Origin of the sequence: Streptomyces sp. NBC_01224 (genome assembly GCF_036002945.1) — a bacterium.
Classification (GTDB): Bacteria; Actinomycetota; Actinomycetes; order Streptomycetales; family Streptomycetaceae; genus Streptomyces.
In genome coordinates this window covers 815,566-835,481 of the sequence record NZ_CP108529.1, presented here as the reverse complement: position 1 = coordinate 835,481, position 19,916 = coordinate 815,566, and the positions used below count along the sequence as shown (strand labels likewise).

At 70.2% G+C, this 19,916-nt stretch carries 16 protein-coding genes and 2 pseudogenes; 9 read left to right on the top strand and 9 right to left on the bottom strand.

What is annotated here, in order from left to right; genetic code table 11:
• Positions 1 to 29 precede the first annotated feature (29 nt).
• The gene (locus tag OG609_RS03705; RefSeq protein ID WP_327271428.1) at positions 30 to 3,305 is read left to right on the top strand and encodes a DEAD/DEAH box helicase; all 3,276 of its coding nucleotides are present in this window, start codon (positions 30 to 32) and stop codon (positions 3,303 to 3,305) included.
• 26 nt (positions 3,306 to 3,331) lie between these two features.
• On the opposite strand, the gene OG609_RS03700 is transcribed toward OG609_RS03705, so the two are convergent.
• The 3 genes from OG609_RS03700 to OG609_RS03690 form a co-directional block, all read right to left on the bottom strand.
• Complete coding sequence (locus OG609_RS03700; protein WP_327271427.1) at positions 3,332 to 4,201, bottom strand: IS5 family transposase; 870 nt, start codon at positions 4,199 to 4,201, stop codon at positions 3,332 to 3,334.
• 552 nt (positions 4,202 to 4,753) lie between these two features.
• A complete protein-coding gene (locus tag OG609_RS03695) occupies positions 4,754 to 5,764 on the bottom strand; it encodes a clavaminate synthase family protein (RefSeq protein ID WP_327271426.1) in 1,011 nt (336 codons plus the stop codon).
• A gap of 40 nt (positions 5,765 to 5,804) precedes the next feature.
• Positions 5,805 to 6,923: a hypothetical protein gene (locus OG609_RS03690; protein WP_327271425.1), complete on the bottom strand. Its 1,119-nt coding sequence runs from the start codon at positions 6,921 to 6,923 to the stop codon at positions 5,805 to 5,807.
• 483 nt (positions 6,924 to 7,406) lie between these two features.
• On the opposite strand from OG609_RS03690, the gene OG609_RS03685 reads away from it, so the two are divergent.
• From OG609_RS03685 to OG609_RS46015, 6 genes and pseudogenes are all read left to right on the top strand, one after another.
• Positions 7,407 to 8,198, top strand: coding sequence for a DUF2785 domain-containing protein (locus tag OG609_RS03685; RefSeq protein WP_327271424.1), 792 nt, complete (start codon positions 7,407 to 7,409; stop codon positions 8,196 to 8,198).
• Positions 8,199 to 9,057: 859 nt separating this feature from the next.
• Entirely contained in the window at positions 9,058 to 9,384 is a 327-nt protein-coding gene (locus tag OG609_RS03680) for a transposase (protein ID WP_327271423.1), read from the top strand.
• Positions 9,385 to 9,389: 5 nt separating this feature from the next.
• Entirely contained in the window at positions 9,390 to 10,130 is a 741-nt protein-coding gene (locus OG609_RS03675) for an IS3 family transposase (RefSeq protein WP_327277927.1), read from the top strand.
• 105 nt (positions 10,131 to 10,235) lie between these two features.
• Positions 10,236 to 10,661: an aspartate 1-decarboxylase gene (gene panD / locus OG609_RS03670; protein ID WP_327271422.1), complete on the top strand. Its 426-nt coding sequence runs from the start codon at positions 10,236 to 10,238 to the stop codon at positions 10,659 to 10,661.
• A gap of 30 nt (positions 10,662 to 10,691) precedes the next feature.
• Positions 10,692 to 11,051, top strand: a complete 360-nt coding sequence (locus OG609_RS03665; RefSeq protein ID WP_327271421.1) for a GNAT family N-acetyltransferase — start codon at positions 10,692 to 10,694, stop codon at positions 11,049 to 11,051.
• A gap of 35 nt (positions 11,052 to 11,086) precedes the next feature.
• Positions 11,087 to 11,728 (top strand): annotated as a pseudogene (locus OG609_RS46015) (arylsulfatase).
• A 567-nt stretch (positions 11,729 to 12,295) separates the two neighbouring features.
• Here OG609_RS46015 and OG609_RS03655 read toward each other — a convergent pair.
• A pseudogene (locus tag OG609_RS03655) lies at positions 12,296 to 12,454 on the bottom strand (Rid family hydrolase); the annotation flags it as partial.
• A gap of 136 nt (positions 12,455 to 12,590) precedes the next feature.
• Here OG609_RS03655 and OG609_RS03650 point away from each other — a divergent pair.
• A complete protein-coding gene (locus OG609_RS03650; RefSeq protein ID WP_327271419.1) occupies positions 12,591 to 12,848 on the top strand; it encodes an alpha/beta fold hydrolase in 258 nt (85 codons plus the stop codon).
• A gap of 16 nt (positions 12,849 to 12,864) precedes the next feature.
• On the opposite strand, the gene OG609_RS03645 is transcribed toward OG609_RS03650, so the two are convergent.
• Complete coding sequence (locus OG609_RS03645; RefSeq protein WP_327271418.1) at positions 12,865 to 14,280, bottom strand: helix-turn-helix domain-containing protein; 1,416 nt, start codon at positions 14,278 to 14,280, stop codon at positions 12,865 to 12,867.
• 243 nt (positions 14,281 to 14,523) lie between these two features.
• Between OG609_RS03645 and OG609_RS03640 the strand changes: the two genes are divergently transcribed.
• Positions 14,524 to 15,900, top strand: coding sequence for a M64 family metallopeptidase (locus tag OG609_RS03640; RefSeq protein ID WP_327271417.1), 1,377 nt, complete (start codon positions 14,524 to 14,526; stop codon positions 15,898 to 15,900).
• 7 nt (positions 15,901 to 15,907) lie between these two features.
• Here OG609_RS03640 and OG609_RS03635 read toward each other — a convergent pair whose 3' ends face one another.
• From OG609_RS03635 to gndA, 4 genes are all read right to left on the bottom strand, one after another.
• A complete protein-coding gene (locus tag OG609_RS03635) occupies positions 15,908 to 16,705 on the bottom strand; it encodes a family 1 encapsulin nanocompartment shell protein (RefSeq protein ID WP_327271416.1) in 798 nt (265 codons plus the stop codon).
• Positions 16,702 to 17,778 carry a Dyp-type peroxidase gene (locus OG609_RS03630; protein WP_327271415.1) on the bottom strand — a complete coding sequence of 359 codons (1,077 nt, stop codon included), beginning with the start codon at positions 17,776 to 17,778 and terminating at the stop codon, positions 16,702 to 16,704. The genes OG609_RS03635 and OG609_RS03630 overlap by 4 nt, the downstream gene beginning before the upstream one ends.
• A gap of 429 nt (positions 17,779 to 18,207) precedes the next feature.
• Positions 18,208 to 18,387 (bottom strand): hypothetical protein, encoded by a 180-nt coding sequence (locus OG609_RS03625; protein WP_327271414.1) that lies wholly within the window; start codon positions 18,385 to 18,387, stop codon positions 18,208 to 18,210.
• Between the two features lie 36 nt (positions 18,388 to 18,423).
• On the bottom strand, positions 18,424 to 19,866 hold the full coding sequence (gndA, locus tag OG609_RS03620) for an NADP-dependent phosphogluconate dehydrogenase (RefSeq protein ID WP_327271413.1): 1,443 nt from the start codon (positions 19,864 to 19,866) through the stop codon (positions 18,424 to 18,426).
• Positions 19,867 to 19,916 lie beyond the last annotated feature (50 nt).

The following is a 19,916-nucleotide window of genomic DNA, read 5'->3' as shown; positions in this document are numbered from 1 at the left end:
CTGCCGACCGGGTGGACGAGGGGAGACTCGTGGGGGACATAGCCGAATTCGGTCTGACGGTCGTGGAGGTCGTGCGGGTGCGCTGGGGCGTCGTCCTGCCCGCCGACGGTCTCATCGCCCGTTTCACCGAACCTGGTTGGACCTACGAGGAGGAGGTGGCACGCCCCTGCCCGGAGTGCGACGGCCGGATGCACTCGCTGCGCAGACCGTACGAGTCGGCGGGGAAGGTCTACCGCTACGTGGCCGTCGTCTGCCCGGTCTGCCCGGGGGCGTACACCCTCGCCGACCTGGGCGTAAAGACCTACGAAAAGCTGAGCGCGCGGCCCGGTACGGCGAAGTCGGACCCGGTGGAGCCCGGCGAGGCGAACGAGTCCGGTGCCGTGCCCCCGGCGCGGGCGTCTCGCCGGACGGGCGCGGTGCGGCCGACGGGGACGCGTGTCAGGGCGAGCGCACGGACGAACTCGGCATGGCTGTCCGAAGGGGCACGAGAAATCGAACGGTTCCTCGGCCCTTGCCCTGCCGGGCCGGGCGTCACCATCACCGTTGTCGCGGCTTCTCCCGCCCCTGCCTGGCCGACGGATCTGCCGATGCCGACCGGGCCGGAGAAGCGCCACCTGTTCTGGCGCAAGGTCACCGACCCTGCCTGGCGGCCGCCCGAGGGGGCGGTGAAGGCGGCCGATGACATCCGAGTCATCCTGCCCGAGGGCCGCGCCTTCGACGACCTGCGCGCCCACCTGGCCGAGCGGGGCATCGCGTTCCGCAGCGTCCGGCACTGGGTGGAGGACGAACAGGTCGGCACGGTGGGTGAGTTCGGCAGTCCCACGGATCTGGTGGCCCACCCCGCCCGCGCATTTGCGGGCCTGGGTTCCCCCATGCCGCCCACACCCGTCGCGGGACCCGGGGCGCACGGTGCCCGGGACGCGTTCGAGGCCCAGTGGGATGCCCTGGCGGACCTGCCGGACGCCGACGAGGCCTCGTACGTATCGGTCACCGATCTGGTCCCCGAGGACTGGACCCGGCTGTTGCCGCACCCCACCTTCAACCCGGCCCAGGCCGACGCCGTGCCCGCCCTGCTGGAGGACGACGGCCATGTGATGGTCGTCGCCCCGACCGGCGCGGGCAAGACACCCATCGGCATGGTGGCCGCGCTGCGGGCCCATGCGCAGGGCCGCAAGGCAGCCTGGCTCGTCCCCCAGCGGTCGCTCACCGACGAACTCGACCGCGAACTGGAGAACTGGCGACGGCACGGCATCGGGGTCGTCCGGCTCACGGGCGAGTACGCCACCGACACCGAACTCGTCCGCGAGGCCGACATCTGGGTCGCCACCACCGAGAAGTTCGAGGCGATCTGCCGAAACGGGTCGCTGGGCGGCGTCCTTGCCGAGGTCGGCTGTCTGGTCGTCGACGAGATCCACCTGCTCGGTGATCCGGTGCGGGGCGCCGTGCTCGAAGCGGTGCTCACGCGGGTACGCGAGGACAGTGCCCAGACCCGCATCGTCGGACTGTCGGCGACCGTGGCCAACGCCGGCGAGGTCGCCGACTGGCTGGGGGCCCGGCTGATCCGTACGTCATGGCGGCCGACCCGGCTGACCTGGCAGATCCCCCTGCTGCCCGCCGCACGCTCCATGGGGTCCACCGCCGCTCGGACCTCCGCCGCCGTGCGGCTGGTCCGGACCGTGACCGACGAGGACGGCAGCGTGCTCGTCTTCTGCAGCAGCAAGCGCGGAGTGCGTGCGACGGCACTTGCCATCGCCGCGGACCGCGGGGCCGCGACACGCGGCGTCGACGCGGACGACACAGAACTCGTCGAGCGGCTGTGCGGCAGCGCGGGCGTCGGGCTGCACTACCGCGACTGGCCGTACAAGCGCGAGGCCGAGAAGGCGTTCCGGGCCCGTGAGACCGACGTCCTGGTCGCGACCTCCACCGTGGCAGCCGGGGTGAACCTCCCCGCCCGCGCCGTCGTCGTGCGCGACGCCCGTCTTGGCCAGAACCGGATCGAGGTGTCCATGGTGCAGCAGATGTTCGGCCGCGCCGGACGGGTCGGCGCGGGGGAGCGGGAGGGTTGGGCCTATCTGCTGGCGGACGAGACGGAGCGCCCCGCGTGGCAGGCCCGGCTGACCGTCGGCTACACCGTGCGTTCGCGTATCGGCGACCGGCTGCCCGACCACCTGCTGGCCGAACTGGTGCAGGGACGTGTGACCTCGCTGGAGGAGGCCGAGGAGTGGTGGACCGACACATTCGCCTTCCACCAGGGGCACGACAGTGTCGAGCCGCTCCACGACGCAGTGGACTATCTGGAGGAGGCCGGCTTCCTGCGCCGGCACCCCGGACCCGGGGGCGCCACTTTCCTGGAGCCGACCGAACCGGGCACGCTGACCAGCCGCTTCATGGTGGACGCCGTCCTGGCGCACGAACTGTCCGAAGCGGTACGCGACCTGCCCGTACCGGAGGACCCCGACCACGCCGAACAGGCACTGACGAGGCTGCTGGCGACCCGGCTGCCGGAGTTGGCGGAGGCCACGTTCAGCGACCGCGCCCGTGTCACCCTGCGCAGGGTACTGAGCCACCAGGGCCGGACGGAGCAGCTGGAGACCGATCGGCAACCACCGGACAAGGACGAGGGACTGCTGCCGGGAGACCTGGCCCACGCGGTGCTGCTGCTGGTCGCCACCAGCCCCGAGGCGTTCACCGCGCGCGCCGGGTATGTGCTCGGCATCCCGGCCGAGAGCCTGACACCCGTCCTCGACGAGGCCCAGCGCTATCTGGCCTGGCTGGGTGCCCAGGGAGAGCTGGGCACCGTCCACCCCTGGGCGGCCGTCGTGGCCGCCGACCTCGCCGAACGCATTCGCTGGCGCGCCCTCGGCCCCGACCGGGGCGCCGGCCGGCTGCTGTGGATGTGCGGCCGGATGGCCACACCGCGGCTGGCACCGCGGCTGGTACCGCGCATGTGGCGCGCGGCGCGCGATCGCGGTATCGGTGCCCCCGACTGGACGGGGACCACCCCGCCGCGCGACAGTGCGATCACACCGGCGCGATACCAGGCGCTGCTCAAGCAGCGGGCCACCGGAACCGTCCTCACCCCGCACTCCGGCTCATTGCGTGTGGAAGCCCCGCACGGCGCGGTGATCTGCCTCTGGGACGGCGCGACGACGATCCGGTACGTCTCCGACGGCACCCCCGCCATGGTCGACTACCCGCCGGGCAATCTCGATGACTCTTCAAGAGGCCGACGAGGAGGCGCCGTCTTCACTCGCGGCGACCGCCATGCCGCAGGGTGGCTCGCGCCATACAACGGGCACTCCTAGCTAAGAGGTCGTTTTCTCCCGGTGTTTCATCCCGTGGATCGCGTTTCGTCCTGGGCTGTCAGGTCGCGCCAGGACACGGTGGTTTCCCCGGTGAGGCGGCGGGCCATGAGGTCGGTCATGGCGAGGTGGATCATGGCTTCGGAGCGGGTGGGCAGGGCTTCGTAGTCGCGGGCCAGGCGGCGGTGAAACATCAGCCATCCGTAGGTTCGCTCGACGGGCCACCGCTTCGGGATGGGGGTGAAGCCCCTGGTCCCGGGCCTGCGTTGGGTGATTTCCATGTCGATACCCAGGGCCGCGGCGTGCTCGACGAGGTGCTGGCGGTAGCCGCCGTCGACCCAGACCTTCCGGATCGTGGGGTGCTCGGCAGCCACCGTGTCGATCAGGCTGGTGCCGGCGACGGAGTCCTGGACGCTCGCGGCCGTGACCAGAACCGCCAGAAGCAGGCCGAGTGTGTCCGTCACGATGCTTCTCTTCCTGCCGACGATCTTCTTGCCCGCGTCCGTGCCCTGGCTCGTGGCGGGAACGCTTGTGGAGGTTTTCACGCTCTGTGCGTCGATGACGCACGCGGACGGTTCGGCGTTTCGGCCTTCGTGTTCACGCAGCAGGCTCCGCAGCAGCCCGCTGAGCTGGGCGAACACGCCGTCCTTTTCCCACTTGGCGAAGTAGCCGTAGACCGTTTCCCAGGGCGGGAAGTCGTGGGGGAGGTAGCGCCACTGCACTCCGGTGCGGTCCACGTAGAGGATCGCGTCCAGGATGGTACGCAGGTCGTGCTCGGGTGGGCGACCGATGTTCAGGGCCCTGCTGCGGCACTCGGCCCGCCAGTCGGTCAGGACCGGTTCGATCAACTCCCACCGGGCATCGGACAGATCACTCGGATACGGGCGGCGTTCAGTCATGCTCTGGACGTACCGCTCAGGGCAGCCCACGCCCAGGCGTGCGGCACCGACAACGGGAGCAAAGCCAATGCGCCCCCCACCCTGGGATGAAACAGACCCAAGGCATACTCCGCCCCACCCGTCACCCCAGAAGAGCACCTTCGAGCCACCCGCCTCAGTGGCCTCAACCGTCCGTCACGCACGCGCCGAAAGAATCGCCATCTTCCCAACCGAATTGCAGGAAAACGACCTCTAAGAGGTCGTCTCATTTGGGCTGCTCGATAGTCTGGTGTCGTGGGGATCATAGAGCGGCTGGTGCCGGACGAGTTGTGGGACCTGTTTGAGCGGGTGGTGCCGCCGGCTCCTGCTCTGGTGGGGCCTCGGGGGCGGGTACATGCTGGTGCTCGCCCTGCTGCTGGTGAAGGGCGCCGGGGTCGTCCTGGCGGTCTTCTGACCGGGTTCGTCAATCAGCAGCTGGCGCGGAACCTGGCCCGCACGACCGTGGAAGGCCGGGAGAACGGGGGAAGACGTTCACCGCGTACGTGAACACCTACCCGTGGGACTGGACGCTGGTCAGCGGGCGAGTACGTGGCCGTCGTGGGGGCGGTGGTCGCGGGAGCGGCGCAGGTCGGTGGTGACGTAGGTGCGTTGCAGCCAGCGGTCTGCTCCGTCGTAACGGGGGTGGAAGGCGGTGCGGCCATGGACGGTGACGCGGTTGTCGATGATGACCAGGTCGCCGGGTGTCAGGCGCAGGGTGCGGGCGGTCGCGTCGCAGGCGCGGCCGAATTCGGTCAGTGCCGCGGTGGCCCGAGGGGTGAGCGGGGTGGTGACGAGTTGGGCCATGCGTATGTCGGGATCCTCGACCGCTCCCGACAGCACCGGTCGGGGCTTGACGTCGGGCTCGCTCGCGGCAGTGGCGGGGCCGAAGGAGGGTGGTGGTGTGGTGATGAACTCCGGTGCGAACAGGGCCTGGCGGCTGGCTGGGGTGAGAAGCGGCAGTGCTTGGCGGATGCCGGCGATGCGCATGCCGGCGATCTGGTCGTGGTCGGCGCGCAGGCACAGGAAGATCACATAGTCGGGTGGGTGGGGGTGGAAGCCGTTCTCGGTGTGGAAGGACAGCGGCACCGAACCGGCGTTGCCGTGGAAGGTCTCCTGCCCAGGCACGGGCACGACGTCCTGCACGAGGGCGCCGGATTTCTCAGCCCGGTAGGCGAGAGGCTCGCCTAGCCCGCAGGCCACCATGGTGAGCACCGCGGCCGAGATGGTGGCCTGGCGCTGGACCGAGCCGGGTACGGTCGGTGTCGCGGGCAGGGCCGCCTGATCGACGGGCAGGCCGCTGATCAACAAGGTGCCGTGCGGGCCGGAGTGCCTTCGAAACCGGCGCACTCCACGGCGCAGCGGGAACGGAAGGTCCTCCCAGGCGTCCCGGGCCCCTGCCACCCACTCGGGGTTGTCGACCTGGTCGTGCCCGCCGGTGCACAGGGTGCGGGCCAGCCGCTCGCACGCGTCGGCATCGGCCGGGTCAAGTGCCCAGCCGGCGGCGACGGCAGAGCTTTGGGTGGTGCCGGGCGTCGTCTCGGGCATCAGGGTCTCCTGCCGGGGGGTGGGTGGCGGACACGCGGACTCACGAGTGCCGCAGGCCGGCCACGGCGTCGGCGATGTAGTGGTCCCCGAACCGGATCAGGGATGCGTACTGAGCTGCGCGGCGATGGCGCATGAGCCGTAGTTCGGCGACGGCGTTGTCGGGGCCTTCTGGTTTCTGAGCGATGGAACGATGCAGATGCACCATCGAGTACGCGAGGGTGACGTGCCGTTCACCGTCCACGATGTCGGCTTCCAGGAGAGCGGCCCGTGCCTCGGCCAGCTCCGGGGCGCGGGCCGCCAACTGCTCGTAGGAGTCGGGAACCACGGACAGCAGGTCCTTCATCGCCGCCCGGAACAGCTTGTATCCGCGATGTTGGCGCCCGCTCAACGGGACGTCCACCGACGGAGGCGCCATGGTGTGGCGTATCGCCGCCATGTAGTAATCGGCCGGGACGGTACTGGCGTGGGTCATGGCCGCCGGGAAGCCCCGCACGTACACCGTCGCATCTGTCAGCCGCAGCAGAGCGGCATCGCCGTCGCCGTGCCGCAGGTGGCGGGTGGCGTCGGCCACGGCGACCGCGGCGCAGACGTTGAACAAGACATGGACCTGGTGCCCGATGAGCCACCGAGCACTCCACACACTCTCCAACGACGACCCCTCAGCAGGCTCGGGGACGGCCACCGGCGGTACGAAGTCAGGGTCGGCGGCCGGCGCTGCGCCGGTGAGGTCGAGCACCGACTGCCGCATCCCGGCCGCCTCCAGTGCCAGGTCGGCACCCGACAGCGGAGCCTCACACAGGTCTTCCAGACCGCGGTGGACGACCAGGACACCGTGCAGGGCGGCCTGCTGATCCGACAGCTCCCCTTCACGGACCCGGAAGAAGGACTGACTGGTCGACTCCGCCGGCAGTCCCTCACCGGCCACGGCCGGAGCCAGAGCCGACAGCGCGGCCACCAACTCACCGGCAGCCGTGGCGGCCTGCCGCAGCGCGACGGTCCGCTCGACAGGTCTGGCATGGGTCGCCAACCCGGCCAGCACGCGCGCGGTGCGCTTCGCCTCAGCATCGACCCGCGGGCCCAGCACCGGGACGGACTGCCCGCCTCGGGGCTCACGGAAAACAGCGACAGCAGGATGACCGGCAACCGGCGATAAGCCCATGGTTGAAGTACTTCGCCAAGAACACTCCACACGAAACCCTGATCTGCAAGACCATTCCTGTGCGGTGCGCTGGAGTTGGCCGGCGAGGTCCGCGGCGACGGGCCCGGCATGCCCCGCGGACTCCGGTCCGAGGTCCGTACTGGTGAGCTCGCGTATCCAACTGTCGCCAATGCTCCCACTACACAAGGATGAATGTCACTCTCTGTAGCTATCGAGTACGGTAGCCCGGGGAACTCGCGACAGTTGAATACGCGAGCTCACCAGTAAAGCGCCGCGTGACCAGTGGTCTGGCTTCGGCCGGTCGCGGACCCGCGGCATCGCGCGCTGGACCTGGCCGCTGTGCATCACCCTGTCCGGCTTCGGCGGGCAGGGTGATGCAGAAGCCAGAACTGCTGGGTATGGTCGGGCAGTTGACGGGTTGAGATGGATACCTGGACATAATTCGCAGGCGTGCGGCAACGGCAAGGACCTACTCTGCTCGTCATGATCGACTGGAAGAGCGTCGAGGCCGGCGACTGTGCCGTGCCCGCTGACCGGCCCATGGACGACCTCGTCCGCGAGTTGTCCCGTGCCCTGGCAGATCCCGATCCACTGGTCCGGGACGGCGCGCCCTACACCGTCCTCGCGACCTGGATCGCCCGCGGGGCGATCGGGACGTCCCGGCGGCTGGAGCTGGGGGACGAGATGGCGACCCGGTTCACCGACGCGCGGGTCGAGGCCCGCACCTTCGCGCCCCTCGTGCTCGACATGCTGGTGGCCGCGGGGGACTTCAAGGCCGGCTGGGTGGACGCGTTCGAGCACTGGTACCCGGCGGAGCAGGATCTACGCGGCCACGACGACACGCTCGGCTGGCTTCATGCGGTGGCGCACGGCGCGGACCTGCTTGCCGGCTTCGGTCGCCACCCCGAGGTGGCGCCGGTGCGGATGCTGGACCTCGCCGCCGCGCGGCTGACGGCGCCCACCGACCACGTCTACGACCAGATGGAGGACGACCGCCTGGCTCGGGCGATCGCCCGGGTCCTCACCCGCACCGACCTGAGCGAACGCGACGCCGTCGGCTGGCTGGATCCGATCGCCGACCGCTTCGGGGCCGACCGCATCAGCACCCCGGTGCCCGCTCACATCAGCAACTGCCTGCGCACCCTGCGCCTGCTCTACATCCTCGCCGACCGGGGCGTGCGCCCCACCAGCGAACTGCCCGCGGAACCCCTCCACCACCGCGACGCGGTCAAGTCCGGCATCGCCAGCGTCCTCGACCGGATCGTCAGACGCTGACCGACGGCACCCGTTCGGCCGGGCAGGCCGGTACGCATGCCCTCCACGGACGACGGGGATGGCGCTGATCGCGCACACCGGCCTCCCCTGCCCGCATCGCCCAGTTGACGCTCGACGACGTGTTCAGCGACGGAGAAGCAACGCTTTTACGGCTCGGGGAACCCGCCTCACCCGCCCCCGCGCCAGTCGCATCCCTGCTGCTGGAGTACATCGCAAGTCGCGACAACATGAACGCCGCCACCAATCAGGCACCCCGCTGGCTCTTCCCCAGCCGGCCCGCCCCGACACCCTTCCGCGCTCATGGGCGGGATCGGCGTCGCGCGGTCGCAGCCGCCCGCGGTGCCGCCATCCGACAGCAACTCCTCGAACTGCCTGCCCCCGTCGTCGCGGACGCTCTCGGCTACCACGACAGGGGCACCAGCCGCCTCCTGAAGGAGACCGGCGGGACGCGGAGCCGTACGCCGCCGGCGATCACACAAGGTCACCAGTCGGTTGGACTCCTCGGAGAACTGGCGACAGTTGAATACGAGAGCCCACCAGTAAAGCGCCGCTGTTCCCCGGGCGCCGGGCCGGACAGCCGATGCACCCCAACGGGCTCTCGGCGTTGGTCAACGACCTCGGCGTCCCCACTATCGCCGGCCGGGCCTCTGCGATCCGCCAGCACGTAGATGCCCGCACCCGTCGTCGCCGACGCCCCTCGGCTGCCACCAGGTCACCACCGCCAAGCCGGCCGCCCAAGCCGGAGGAACCTGGAGCCGGTACGCCTTCGGAGACCACCTACGGTCACCATCCGGCTGGACTCCCCAGGGAACTCATGAACCGTTCCGGGTTCAGTAGCGACTCGATCGAGGATCGAGTCATGGCACGTCCTTCCCAGTACCCGCTTGAGCTGCGCCGTCGTGCGGTGCGGATGGTCGCCGAGGTGCGGCCGGAGTACGACACCGAGTGGGCCGCGATGAAAGCGGTCGCGTCGAAACTCGGCATCGGCACGACCGAGACCTTGCGCAAGTGGGTCCGGGAGGACCAGGTCGACGCCGGCGCCCGGCCAGGGACAACGACGGAGGAGTCCACGCAGATCAAGGCGATGAAGAAGCAGATCGCCGAGCTGAAGCGGGCCAACGAGATCCTCAAGGCCGCGGCAAGTTTCTTCGCGGCCGAGCTCGACCGGCCACACACACGCTCGTAGCCTTCATCGACGAGCCCCGGGACCGCTTCGGCGGAGTCGAGCCGATCTGTCGTGTCCTTACCGAGCACGACTGCAAGATCGCCCCGTCCACCTACTACGCCCACCACAAGCGCCGGGAATCACCGGCGGCCCGCATTATTCGCGATGCCGAACTGAAGACCCTGATCCAGGACGTCTGCGAGGCCAACTACCGCGTCTACGGAGCGAGGAAGATCTGGCGGCATCTGAACCGCCAAGGCCAGCCGGTGGCCCGCTGCACCGTCGAACGGCTGATGCGCGAGCTCGGCATCACCGGCGCCATCCGTGGGAAGAAGGTGATCACCACAATCCCCGCCCCGGCCGCACCACGCGCTCCGGACCTGGTCGACCGTGACTTCGTCGCGTCCGCGCCGAACCGTTGCTGGGTCGCCGACTTCACCCACATCGCCACGTTCTCCGGCGTCGTCTACGTCGCGTTCGTCGTGGACACCTTCTCCCGCCGCATCGTCGGCTGGGCCGCCTCCACCTCGAAACAGACCCAACTCGCCCCGGACGCCCTGGACATGGGGCTGTGGCAACGCGACCGTGAAGGCCGCCCGCCCGGCACCGGCAACCTTGTCCATCACTCGAACGCGGGGTCGCAATATACGTCGTTCGCGCTCGCCGAACACCTGGCGGCCGCCGGCATCAGGAGAGCGGGGCGAATCCCCCTGCAACCGCCTGACGATTTGTCAGAAAAGTCAGCAAGTGGTCGGCATGAGTCCTGAAAAACCTGGGGAATGCTGCCCGAAAATGCGACTCGCTGTAGGGTAGGGAAACCGCCCTTGACCTGCAAAAACGCAGGCAGGGAGCCTAGATCCAGGAGCGCCTCGATGATGCGTACAATGTTCAAGTCCAAGATCCACCGGGCCACCGTGACCCAGGCCGACCTGCACTACGTCGGCTCCGTCACCGTCGATGCCGAGCTGATGGAAGCTGCGGATCTACTGCCCGGCGAGCTGGTGCACATCGTCGACATCGACAACGGCGCCCGCCTGGAAACGTACGTCATCGAGGGCGAACGCGGCTCCGGTGTCATCGGTATCAACGGCGCCGCCGCCCATCTCGTCCACCCCGGTGACCTGGTCATCCTGATCAGCTACGCCCAGGTCGACGACGCCGAGGCCCGTGGACTGACCCCGCGCATCGTGCACGTCGACGCCGGCAACCGTATCGTCGCGCTCGGCGCCGATGCCTCCGAGCCCGTACCCGGCACCGCTACCGAACGGAGCCCGCACGCCGTCCCCGCGGCGCGCTGATCCGGCTCGACCACCGAGGGAGTACCCGTCATGGCAGAACAGACCGACCGGATCGAACTCGACATCCGCGACGACCGCGCGAGCGGCAACCTGCGCGCGTACGAGAACGGCAAGGCCGTTGGAGTCATCGCATACTTCGTGATGGACGGCGACCCCGCGGCGCTCGTGGCCGTGCACACCGTCGTCGAACCCGGCCACGAGGGCAAGGGCATCGCCGGCGCCCTCGTCCAGGAGTTCTACGCCATGGCGGGCCGTGAGGGCGTTCCCGTCGTCCCGCTCTGCCCGTACGCCGCGAAGTGGGCGCAGCACCACCCCGACCGGGCTCCCGAAGCCCCGGCCGAACTGATGGAGCAGGCGAAGGTCCAGCTCAAGTCGCACCCCGAGCTGTAGTGATCCCATCGGCCGGGGGGTGTACCGCTTGGCGGATGACACTCGCCCTGCTCTGCACACCTCCCCGGTCCATGTCCCGGTCTTCGACGCGCTCAGGGGCACGGGCCATCCCGGACTCGCCCTGTGTCATCTCGTGCCATCTCGTGTACGAGGACCTGCTCACCCGAGCAAGGGAGTCGGGAGCCCGGACGCGGTGTCGGGCGAGATCCTGGCGCTGCTCGCGGGCAACGTCGCAGAGGATGCCTCCGCAGTCCTCTGTACCTGTTCGACGATCGGCGGAGTCGCGGAGTCGGCCGCGGCGACGCTCGGCGTTCCCGTGCTGCGTGTCGACCGCCCGATGGCGGCCCGCTGCCGCGGAACGGGAACGCGTGGTGGTACTCGCGACCGACTCCGCGCCCCTGGGACCGACCCTCGCGCTGCTCGCCGAAGCGACGGGGGACCGGCCCGTAGAGGTCCGTGCCGTGATGGTCGACGGCGCCTGGGCGTGCTTCGAAGCCGATGACCGTCACGGCTGTCCGGACCTGGTCGCGGCCACGGCCGATGCGGTGGCGGACGCCGATGCGATCGTGCCGGCGCAGGCGTCCATGGCCGATGCGGTCACCCGTACGGCCACCCGGATCCCGGTGCTCTCCAGTCCCCGGCCGGGCCTCGCCGCCGCGGCCGCCGCCGCGCGCTGACCTGCCGTTCGGGTCCCGGACCCGCACGGATCATTCGGAACCTGTACGCATGGACTCACCAGGCGAGGGCAGCCGCGCCGGGGGACGGTGGAAGGAGATCCACCCCGAACCGCTCGGAGGCCCCCGATGACCAATCCGTACCCCGACCCCGTGCCACCGGCGCCCACCCCGGGACCGATGCCGGGGCCTCCGGCGCCGCTGCCGGAGCCGCCGCCCCCACCGCCGGGCCCCATCCCGCCCGGCCCGTCACCGGATCCGATTCCGCAGCCGCCCACACCCGAGCCTGCGCCGGCGCCGGAGCCGTCCCCCCGGTCAGCCGGATGAGTGCTGCCCGGTGCGCTTCACGGGCTCTGTACTCCCGGTCGGAACGCCTCAGGCCCCGGCCAGGACGGCGTTCGCCCGCGCGGTGACCTTGGCAGTACGCGGCCTGCCGCTGCCAGGTCCTCGGCCGGCAGACCCGCGTACAGCCGGGCCGTGATGTCCGCGATGCCGGTCCTGTCCGCCTGCCGGCGACCAAAATTGCAGGCGTGAGGACGACGCGGGTCGTGCTGCCCGGGACCTCCTCCAGCAGCCCCGCGACAGACTGAGCGCGTATTCGATGTTGCGGAGGCACTGCTCGGCCTGCTCGACGACGTCGTCCGAGATGGTCATCGTGCGGTAGTCGAAGCCGGTCGTCCCGGATACGTGCACCCAGTCGCCGTCGACCACGGCTCGGGCGTAGCCGATCTGCTCCTCGTAGGTCGATCCGCGGCGCGGAGCTGTGCGACGGCGGCGTCGATGTACCGGGTGGTCCAGAGAACCACGGCGTCAGGACCAGGCCGAGTGAACCGAGCTGGTCCTCGAGGAGGCCGCGGACGTCAAGGTGTCCCGCGGCGCTTTTCACCGCGAGGCGGCCCGCGCCGCCCTGAGCGCGTGGGATGCACCGGTCCTGGTCCATGCGGGCGGAGCGGACGGCGGCCCGCTTCCCCGTATCGCCGCCGACATCACGGAGTTGTTCCCCCGGGCCGAACTGGCCGTCCAGCCGGACGCCGGCCATTACCCCTGGCTCGACGACCCCCGCCGATTCACCCGGACCGTCGAGGCGTTCCTCACCCAGGGGTGTGGCGGGCAGGCGGTCTGACTCGACCGGACGGAACTCAGGCGGTGGGCGGCCGCACCGGCGCCGGTCCCAGTGTGGTGCTGCCGGGAGAGGCCTGATGCCCGAGCCCGGTCCGGTACGCGTCCATCGCCGCCTCGGTCCGGCCCAGGCGTCGTAGCAGATCGCCCAGGAGTCGGCAGATGTCCGCGAGATCACCTGCGGCGCCCGCCCGCTCCAGCAGGGCCAGCGCGGTGACGTAGTGCTCCTCGGCGGAATCGAGGTTGCCCTGTTCCTCGTGGATGAGGCCCAGAAGCCGGTGCGCGCCGCCGGCGTGGACCGATCCCCGGTCGGGGTGCAGTTCACCCAGGAGTCGATGCAGCAACTCCTGGGCCTGGGACGCCTTGCCGCGCCGGCGCAGTACATCCGCCAGCTCCACCTCGACCTGCGCCGTGTACAGGGCGGCCCGTTTCGACGCCAACATGTCACGGGCGGCGCGCAGCTCGGTCTCGGCGCCGGACAGGTCGCCGTCCTGTGCGTGGACGTAGCCGCGCATCCAGTGGCAGTGTGCCAACTCCGTACGGATCTGGAGCTGTTGGTAGATCTCGGCCGCCTTGGCGAGGGAGGCGTCCGCCTCCGTGGTGCGGCCCGCTGCGATGAGCGTGCGCGCGACGCTCCGGTGCAGTCCGGCCACCAGCTCCGGATCGGACACCTGCGGTGCGAGAGCCAGTGCCAGCTCACCCGCCTGGGCGGCGCGGGCATGGGCGCCCATGTCCATGTACGGCGCGATCGCGGCCGTGTACAGCAGCAGGAGTGCGCCGGGGTCCTGCAGGCCGGAGGCGTTGAGCTCGTCGATGGCGCTTTCCAGCAGGTAGCAGGCGTAACGGAGTTCACCCGCCAGTAGATGGGCGACCGCCCGGCCGCGGACGGCCGGGGCGCGCCGGGGGAGCGGCGCGTCGGCGAGCAGCCTCTCCGCGGCCTCGAAGTGGCCGCGGGCCACGGGCAGATCGCCCGTCTCCAGTGCGCACTGGCCGAGCCCGAGCAGAGCTGCGGCGCGTTCGCCGTCGAGTCCGTGCCCATCGGCCTCGGCGAGCAGCCGGGTGTAGGTGGCGGCGGCGTCCTCGGCGGCGCCGGTGGCCAGTGTCCGTTGGGCTTCGACGAGCTTCAGCCGCAGCTCGGTGGCGAGATGGGCGGGGCGTCCGGTCGCCAGTTCCTCGTACGTCACGCCGAGCCGGTCCGCGAGGTGGCGCACGGCCGCTTCCGACGGGCGTACCCGGCCCGCCTCCAGCGTGGAGATGTAGGCGGGGGTGTAGGAGGGCTCGGCGAGCTGCCGCTGAGTCAGTCCGCGTTCGGCGCGCAGCCGTTGTACGCGTCGACCGACGGCTCCGCGATCGTCGTAGCCCGGGCCGTGCGCATCGTCCGGCCCGTGGTCGGAGCCCGCTCCGGCGCCTCGTCCTGTTGTGCGCTTCTCGTTCATCGCGCCGCCCCTTCTGCCTCGCACGGCCTCGAAATGCGGCCCATGCATCGTAAATGCCCGGATACGAGCATCAACCACTCGGACCCTGGGCCTTGTTCAGAACCCCGCGCCCTTCTAGGTTAAGCGGCATATTAATTCCACTTAACCAGCGAGTTACGTGCTGGTCGTGCCCCGGAAGTGCCCCAGAAACCGCAGGAGTTGTCCATGCGCATACGCCCCCGCACGCGCCGAACAGCAGTATCGATGACGGGACTTGCTCTCGTCGGCCTCCTGGCGGCGGCCGCCGCCACCGCCCCCGCGTCAGCCACCCCCACGGGCACCGATGGCGGCCGGCGCGTCGAGGCCGAGTACTTCCCCGACCCCGGCGGCCCGGGCAGGACCGTGGAGGTTCCCGCCGCTTCCCCCACGCAGAGGGGCAAAGGCGCCGCCGCCCCGTTGAGCGCCGCCGAGGCCGCACTCGACGGCACGGTGGGCAAGCAGGCAGTGACAGGCCCCACCGGCGACCGCCTGGACGTCGTGATCATCGGCGACGGCTACACGGCCGGCCAGCAGGACGACTTCCACGCGGACGCCACTGCCAAGTGGGCCGACATCACCGGCCTGGAGCCGTACAAGAGCTACCAGGGTCTGTTCAATGTCTGGACCGTCGATGCCGTCTCCAACGAGTCCGGCGTCAGCGGAGATCCCGGAGCGGACACCGTCAAGGACACCGCACTCGGCAGCTACTTCTGGTGCTCGGACACCGAGCGGCTGATCTGCACCGACATCGACAAGGTGGCCGCCTACGCCGCCAAGGCCCCGGCCGCGGACCTCGTGGTCGTCATCGCCAACTCGACCAAGTACGGGGGCGCGGGCTACTCCGGACTCCAGGCCGAGGGCTACCCCTTCAACGGAGTCTCCACGCTCTCCTCCGACCACGCCTCGTCCAGCCTGATCGCCGCCCATGAGATCGGGCACTCGGTGGGCCTGCTCGACGACGAGTACACATATGAGGCGTACGGCACCTGGACCGGAGGCGAGCCGGGCGGAATCAACTCCACCACCTACACGTCCGCGCAACTCACCGAGAAACAGGCCAAGTGGTACCGCTGGCTGGGGCAGAGCGACCCGGCGGGCGGCACCGTCGGCACGTACGAGGGCAGCTCCTACTACCCGTTCGGCATCTACCGTCCGACCGCCTCATCGATCATGCGCGAGCTGAGCAACACCGAATTCAACCTGCCGGGACGCGAGGCGATGATCGCCGGGTTCTACCGCGCGGGCAACGCACTGAGCAGCACCGTCGACACGGACGACACCGTCGGACCCGGCCGCCGTATCGCGGTGACCCTGGCGGACCTCACCACCATCGGCGTCAAGCCCCACACGCACGGGCGCCCCGATGCCACCACCGGCCTCGCCAGGACCGATCTGCGCTGGTACGTCGACGGCGTCGAGAAGGCCGCCGCCCGGGGACGTACTTCCGTCACCCCGGCCTCGCTCGGAGTTCACGCGGACGGTCGCAGCCACAAGGTGACCGCCGAGGCCGTGGACCGTACGGACGCCATCCGCGACCCCGCCGTCCGTGCTCTGGCGACCGACACCCTCACCTGGAGCGTCAGGCCGACCGGGCGCCGGTAGCAGTTCCTCAGGCGATGATCGGGACGACGGCCTCGGGTGTCAGCATCCGGAAGGTGAACGCCTGGTGGAAGTAGAGCCGGATGCTGGTCGCGTCGTGGTCCTGATAGCCGATCGACAGATCCTGGCCCAGGCACAGTTCGAAGTCGCCGCCACGGGTGGACAGAAGTACACCACCCGCGACGGCGGGCGCCCAGAGGATCTGGTCGTCGAGCAGCCGGGCCAGATGGGTGGCCACCGGATATCCGTGGTCGGAGGTCTCGGTCGCCTCGGTGAAGGCGTCGGCACCGAGCAGCAGCCGGTACGGCCCGTCGACACCGGCCAGCCGCAGTTGGGTGAGTGCCTGGCTGACGGTGGCCGGGTAGTCGCGGGCGTCGGCCGGCAGCGGCAGCGGGGAGTGCGAGGAGCCGTCCCGAAGTCCGGTGATGCCGGCCGACGCGTACCCGTCGATGATCGCCATGTCCTCGGCGAACGCACAGGTGCGGGCCGCGGCCTTGACGGGCTGCCAGTCGCTGTCGTCGGAACCGCGCTCGACGTCGTCCACGGCCGACCGGGTCACCGTGAACGGCACCCGCCAGTCGATGACGGGCACCGAGGTGCGGGCCCGGGCGATCACGTCCGGCGTGGGGGGATCGATGTGGCGCAGATGGCCGTCGCCGATGGCTGCCAGCTCGGGGCCGTCCGGGCCGGTCACATCGACGACACGGCGGCCCGCCACATGGCGGCTGAAGGTGCGCCGGGCCTCTTCTTCGATCTGGTCCCAGGCGGCTTCCGTGACAGGGGCGAGTCCGCGGTGGAGGTTGTTCATGACTGGGCGCTTTCTTGCAGGCTGCCGATGTGCAGCGAACCGTCGTCCGAACGGACCGGGGCCGGCGCCGGTGCCACTGCCGGCGCGGACGCCGGCTCCGGCAGGGTCTCGGTCGCGGTCGCCACGGGCGACGGCGGCGGGGCGTCGAAGAAGTCGGCGCTGGGGACGTAGAAGAGCGTGCCGGTGACCGCCGTCGAGAAGTCGAGGATGCGGTCGTACGTGCCGGTCGGATTGCCGAGGAACATATTGCGGAGCATCTGCTCGGTCACGCCCGGGTCGGCGGCGTATCCGATGAAGTACGTGCCGAACTCGCCCTGTTCGAAGCTGCCGAACGGCATGTTGGCCCGCAGGATCTCGCGTTCCGTGCCTTCCGGGTCGGTGATCGTATTGAGGGCGACATGCGAGTCGGCGGGCTTGACGTCATCGGGGAGCTCGATGTCGGCGAACTTCGTACGGCCGATGACTCGCTCCTGCGCCTCGGTGCTCAGCGTGTTCCAGGACGCGAGGTCGTGCAGATACTTCTGCACGATGACATAACTGCCACCTGCGAACTCCGGATCCTCGGCGCCGACCAGGGCCGCCGACCGTGCACCCGCCCCCACCGGGTTCTCGGTGCCGTCCACGAAGCCGAGCAGATCCCGGTGGTCGAAGTAGCGGAACCCCTGTGTCTCGTCGGCGACCTTCACCGCGCCGCCGAGCCGGTCGAGGAACCGGGCCGCCCACTCGTAACACACGTCCATCCGCTCGGCCCGGATGTGGAGCAGCAGGTCCCCCGGAGTGGCGGGGGCACGGTGTCGGGCACCCTGCAGTTCCTGGAACGGGTGGAGCCCCGCAGGGCGCGGCCCCGCAAACAGCCGGTCCCAGGCATGGGAACCGAAGCCGGTCACGGAGACCAGGCCGGTGCCCGGGAACCGGAATCCGATGGAGCGGGCGATCGCCGCGAGATCGGGCAGCACGTCGCGTACGACGGGCTCACCACCGGGCTCGATCGTGGCGACCAGGATCAGGGCGGCGCTGGTCAGCGGCGCGACGACGGGCTGTGCCGCGACAGGTTCCGGCGTGGCGTCGGGCATACGTGGGCTCCATGGGTCGGCAGCGGTACGGAACGGCAGCGGTACGGAACGGCAGCGGTACGGAACGGCAGCGGGCTCGCGGGTGCGGGGGACAAGTGGACCCGCTGCTACTTACGCATACCTACGACGACGCCGCACCCCGGGTCACCTGACCGGGCGACTGCGCGGACGGTCCTGTTCCCCGTGGTTTCCGGGCGCGCTGCTGGCCGTCACGCGGGGCGACCGACCGGTGATCCGGGACGCGAGTTCATCCGCGTGCCCGCGGCCGAGGACCCGCAGGGGCCCGCACATGGTCGTCGGCCGCAGCCCGATCACCGGCCAGTACCCGTCCTTGTCCATACCGCCTGCGGCGGAACTGCTGAAGAAGCCCGCCTGACGATGGGGTGCCATCACCCGCCGGGCGGACGTCGACGCACCCGGGGCACGGGGTCAGCCGTCCACCATGACCGGCCGGTCCGGCGGGCCGTTTGCCGGGAGCGTCGCGATCAGCTCGGGCGCCCCGGCCGGCAGCAGCAGGTCCGTCGTCGCGGCCGGTTCCGCGGCGGTCCACCATCGGTGTCCGGGGCCGGGGTCACATGCGTCAGCCCGGTCTCCTGCAACTCCCCGCATTCGCCGAGGCTGTGGGGCGCCCACCGGCGTCGCGTATCAGCCTGCTTCGACCTCCGACCGGTCGCCGCCCCAGAGCGTGTGGAAGGAGCCCTCGCGGTCCGTGCGCCGGTATGTGTGTGCGCCGAAGAAGTCGCGCTGTCCCTGGGTGAGCGCCGCGGGCAGCCGGTCCGCGCGCAGTCCGTCGTAGTACGCGAGCGCGGCTGCGAACCCCGGCGTCGGCACCCCCTGCCGTACCGCCTCGGCGACCACCGTGCGCCAGTCGTCCTGCGCCGCACCGATCTCCTCGGCGAACTGCTCGTCCGAGAGCAGGCTCAGCAGGTCGGGGCGGGTGTCGTAGGCCGCCCGGATCCGGTCCAGGAACGCGGCCCTGATGATGCACCCGGCCCGCCAGATCGCCGCCACCGCGCCGAGGTCGATGTTCCAGTCGTAGGCCTCGCTGCCCGCCCGGATCTGGTGGAACCCCTGCGTGTATGAGACGATCTTGGACGCGTACAGCGCCTGCTCCACCCGGTCGGCGAAGGCTGCAGCCGCTGTCTCGTCGAGCGCCTTGGGCGACGGGCCCACCAGGCCCTGCGCCGCCTCGCGCAGATCTGCATGGCCGGACAGCGAGCGGGCGAAGACGGCCTCCGCGATACCGGATACGGGCACCCCCAGATCCAGCGCGATCTGCACCGTCCAGCGGCCCGTGCCCTTCTGCTCCGCCCGGTCCTGCACGATGTTGACGAAGGGCTTTCCGGTGGCCGCGTCGGTGTGGGCGAGGACCTCCGCCGTGATCTCGATCAGATACGAGTCCAGGCGGCCGGTGTTCCAGCTGCGGAATGTCTCGGCGATCTTTGCGGGGGAGTAGCCCGCCACCGCACGCAGCAGGTCGTACGCCTCCGCGATCAGCTGCATGTCCGCGTACTCGATGCCGTTGTGGACCATTTTCACGAAGTGCCCGGCACCGTCGGGACCGATGTGGGTGGTGCACGGGGCACCGTCCTTCGCCTTGGCGGCGATCTTCTCCAGCAGCGGCCCCAGCGATTCGTAGGACTGGGTCGAGCCGCCCGGCATGATGCTCGGCCCGTTCAGCGCGCCCTCCTCGCCGCCCGAGATGCCGACGCCCACGAAGTGAATGCCGCGCTCGCGCAGTTCCTTCTCGCGGCGGCGGGTGTCCTCGAAGTGTGCGTTGCCGCCGTCGATGATGACGTCGCCTTCTTCGAGGAGCGGGGCGAACTCCTGGATCACGGCGTCCGTCGGATCGCCCGCCTTCACCATGATGACCAGCCGGCGCGGACGTTCCAACGCCGCGACGAACGCCTGCGGCGTGTGTGCGGCAACGAAGGAACCCTCGTCGCCGAACTCCTTGACCAGGGCGTCCGTCTTCGCGGTCGTGCGGTTATGCAGGGCGACCGTGAAGCCATTGCGGGCGAAGTTACGAGCGAGATTGCGGCCCATGACCGCGAGTCCTGTGACGCCGATCTGCGCAGTGCCGCTCATCTGTGTGCTCTGCAATCTGTGTGGGGGATGCCGGGATCTTCAGTATGGAT

Bases quoted from the DNA above. Each gene is read 5' to 3' on its own strand.
- panD (WP_327271422.1), top strand. From the start codon at position 10,236: ATGATGCGTACAATGTTCAAGTCCAAGATCCACCGGGCCACCGTGACC.
- OG609_RS03685 (WP_327271424.1), top strand. From the start codon at position 7,407: ATGATCGACTGGAAGAGCGTCGAGGCCGGCGACTGTGCCGTGCCCGCT.
- OG609_RS03635 (WP_327271416.1), bottom strand. From the start codon at position 16,705: ATGAACAACCTCCACCGCGGACTCGCCCCTGTCACGGAAGCCGCCTGG.
- OG609_RS03625 (WP_327271414.1), bottom strand. From the start codon at position 18,387: ATGCGGGGAGTTGCAGGAGACCGGGCTGACGCATGTGACCCCGGCCCC.
- OG609_RS03695 (WP_327271426.1), bottom strand. From the start codon at position 5,764: ATGCCCGAGACGACGCCCGGCACCACCCAAAGCTCTGCCGTCGCCGCC.
- gndA (WP_327271413.1), bottom strand. From the start codon at position 19,866: ATGAGCGGCACTGCGCAGATCGGCGTCACAGGACTCGCGGTCATGGGC.
- OG609_RS03680 (WP_327271423.1), top strand. From the start codon at position 9,058: ATGGCACGTCCTTCCCAGTACCCGCTTGAGCTGCGCCGTCGTGCGGTG.
- OG609_RS03690 (WP_327271425.1), bottom strand. From the start codon at position 6,923: ATGGGCTTATCGCCGGTTGCCGGTCATCCTGCTGTCGCTGTTTTCCGT.
- OG609_RS03640 (WP_327271417.1), top strand. From the start codon at position 14,524: ATGACGGGACTTGCTCTCGTCGGCCTCCTGGCGGCGGCCGCCGCCACC.
- OG609_RS03645 (WP_327271418.1), bottom strand. From the start codon at position 14,280: ATGAACGAGAAGCGCACAACAGGACGAGGCGCCGGAGCGGGCTCCGAC.
- OG609_RS03630 (WP_327271415.1), bottom strand. From the start codon at position 17,778: ATGCCCGACGCCACGCCGGAACCTGTCGCGGCACAGCCCGTCGTCGCG.
- OG609_RS03665 (WP_327271421.1), top strand. From the start codon at position 10,692: ATGGCAGAACAGACCGACCGGATCGAACTCGACATCCGCGACGACCGC.
- OG609_RS03700 (WP_327271427.1), bottom strand. From the start codon at position 4,201: ATGACTGAACGCCGCCCGTATCCGAGTGATCTGTCCGATGCCCGGTGG.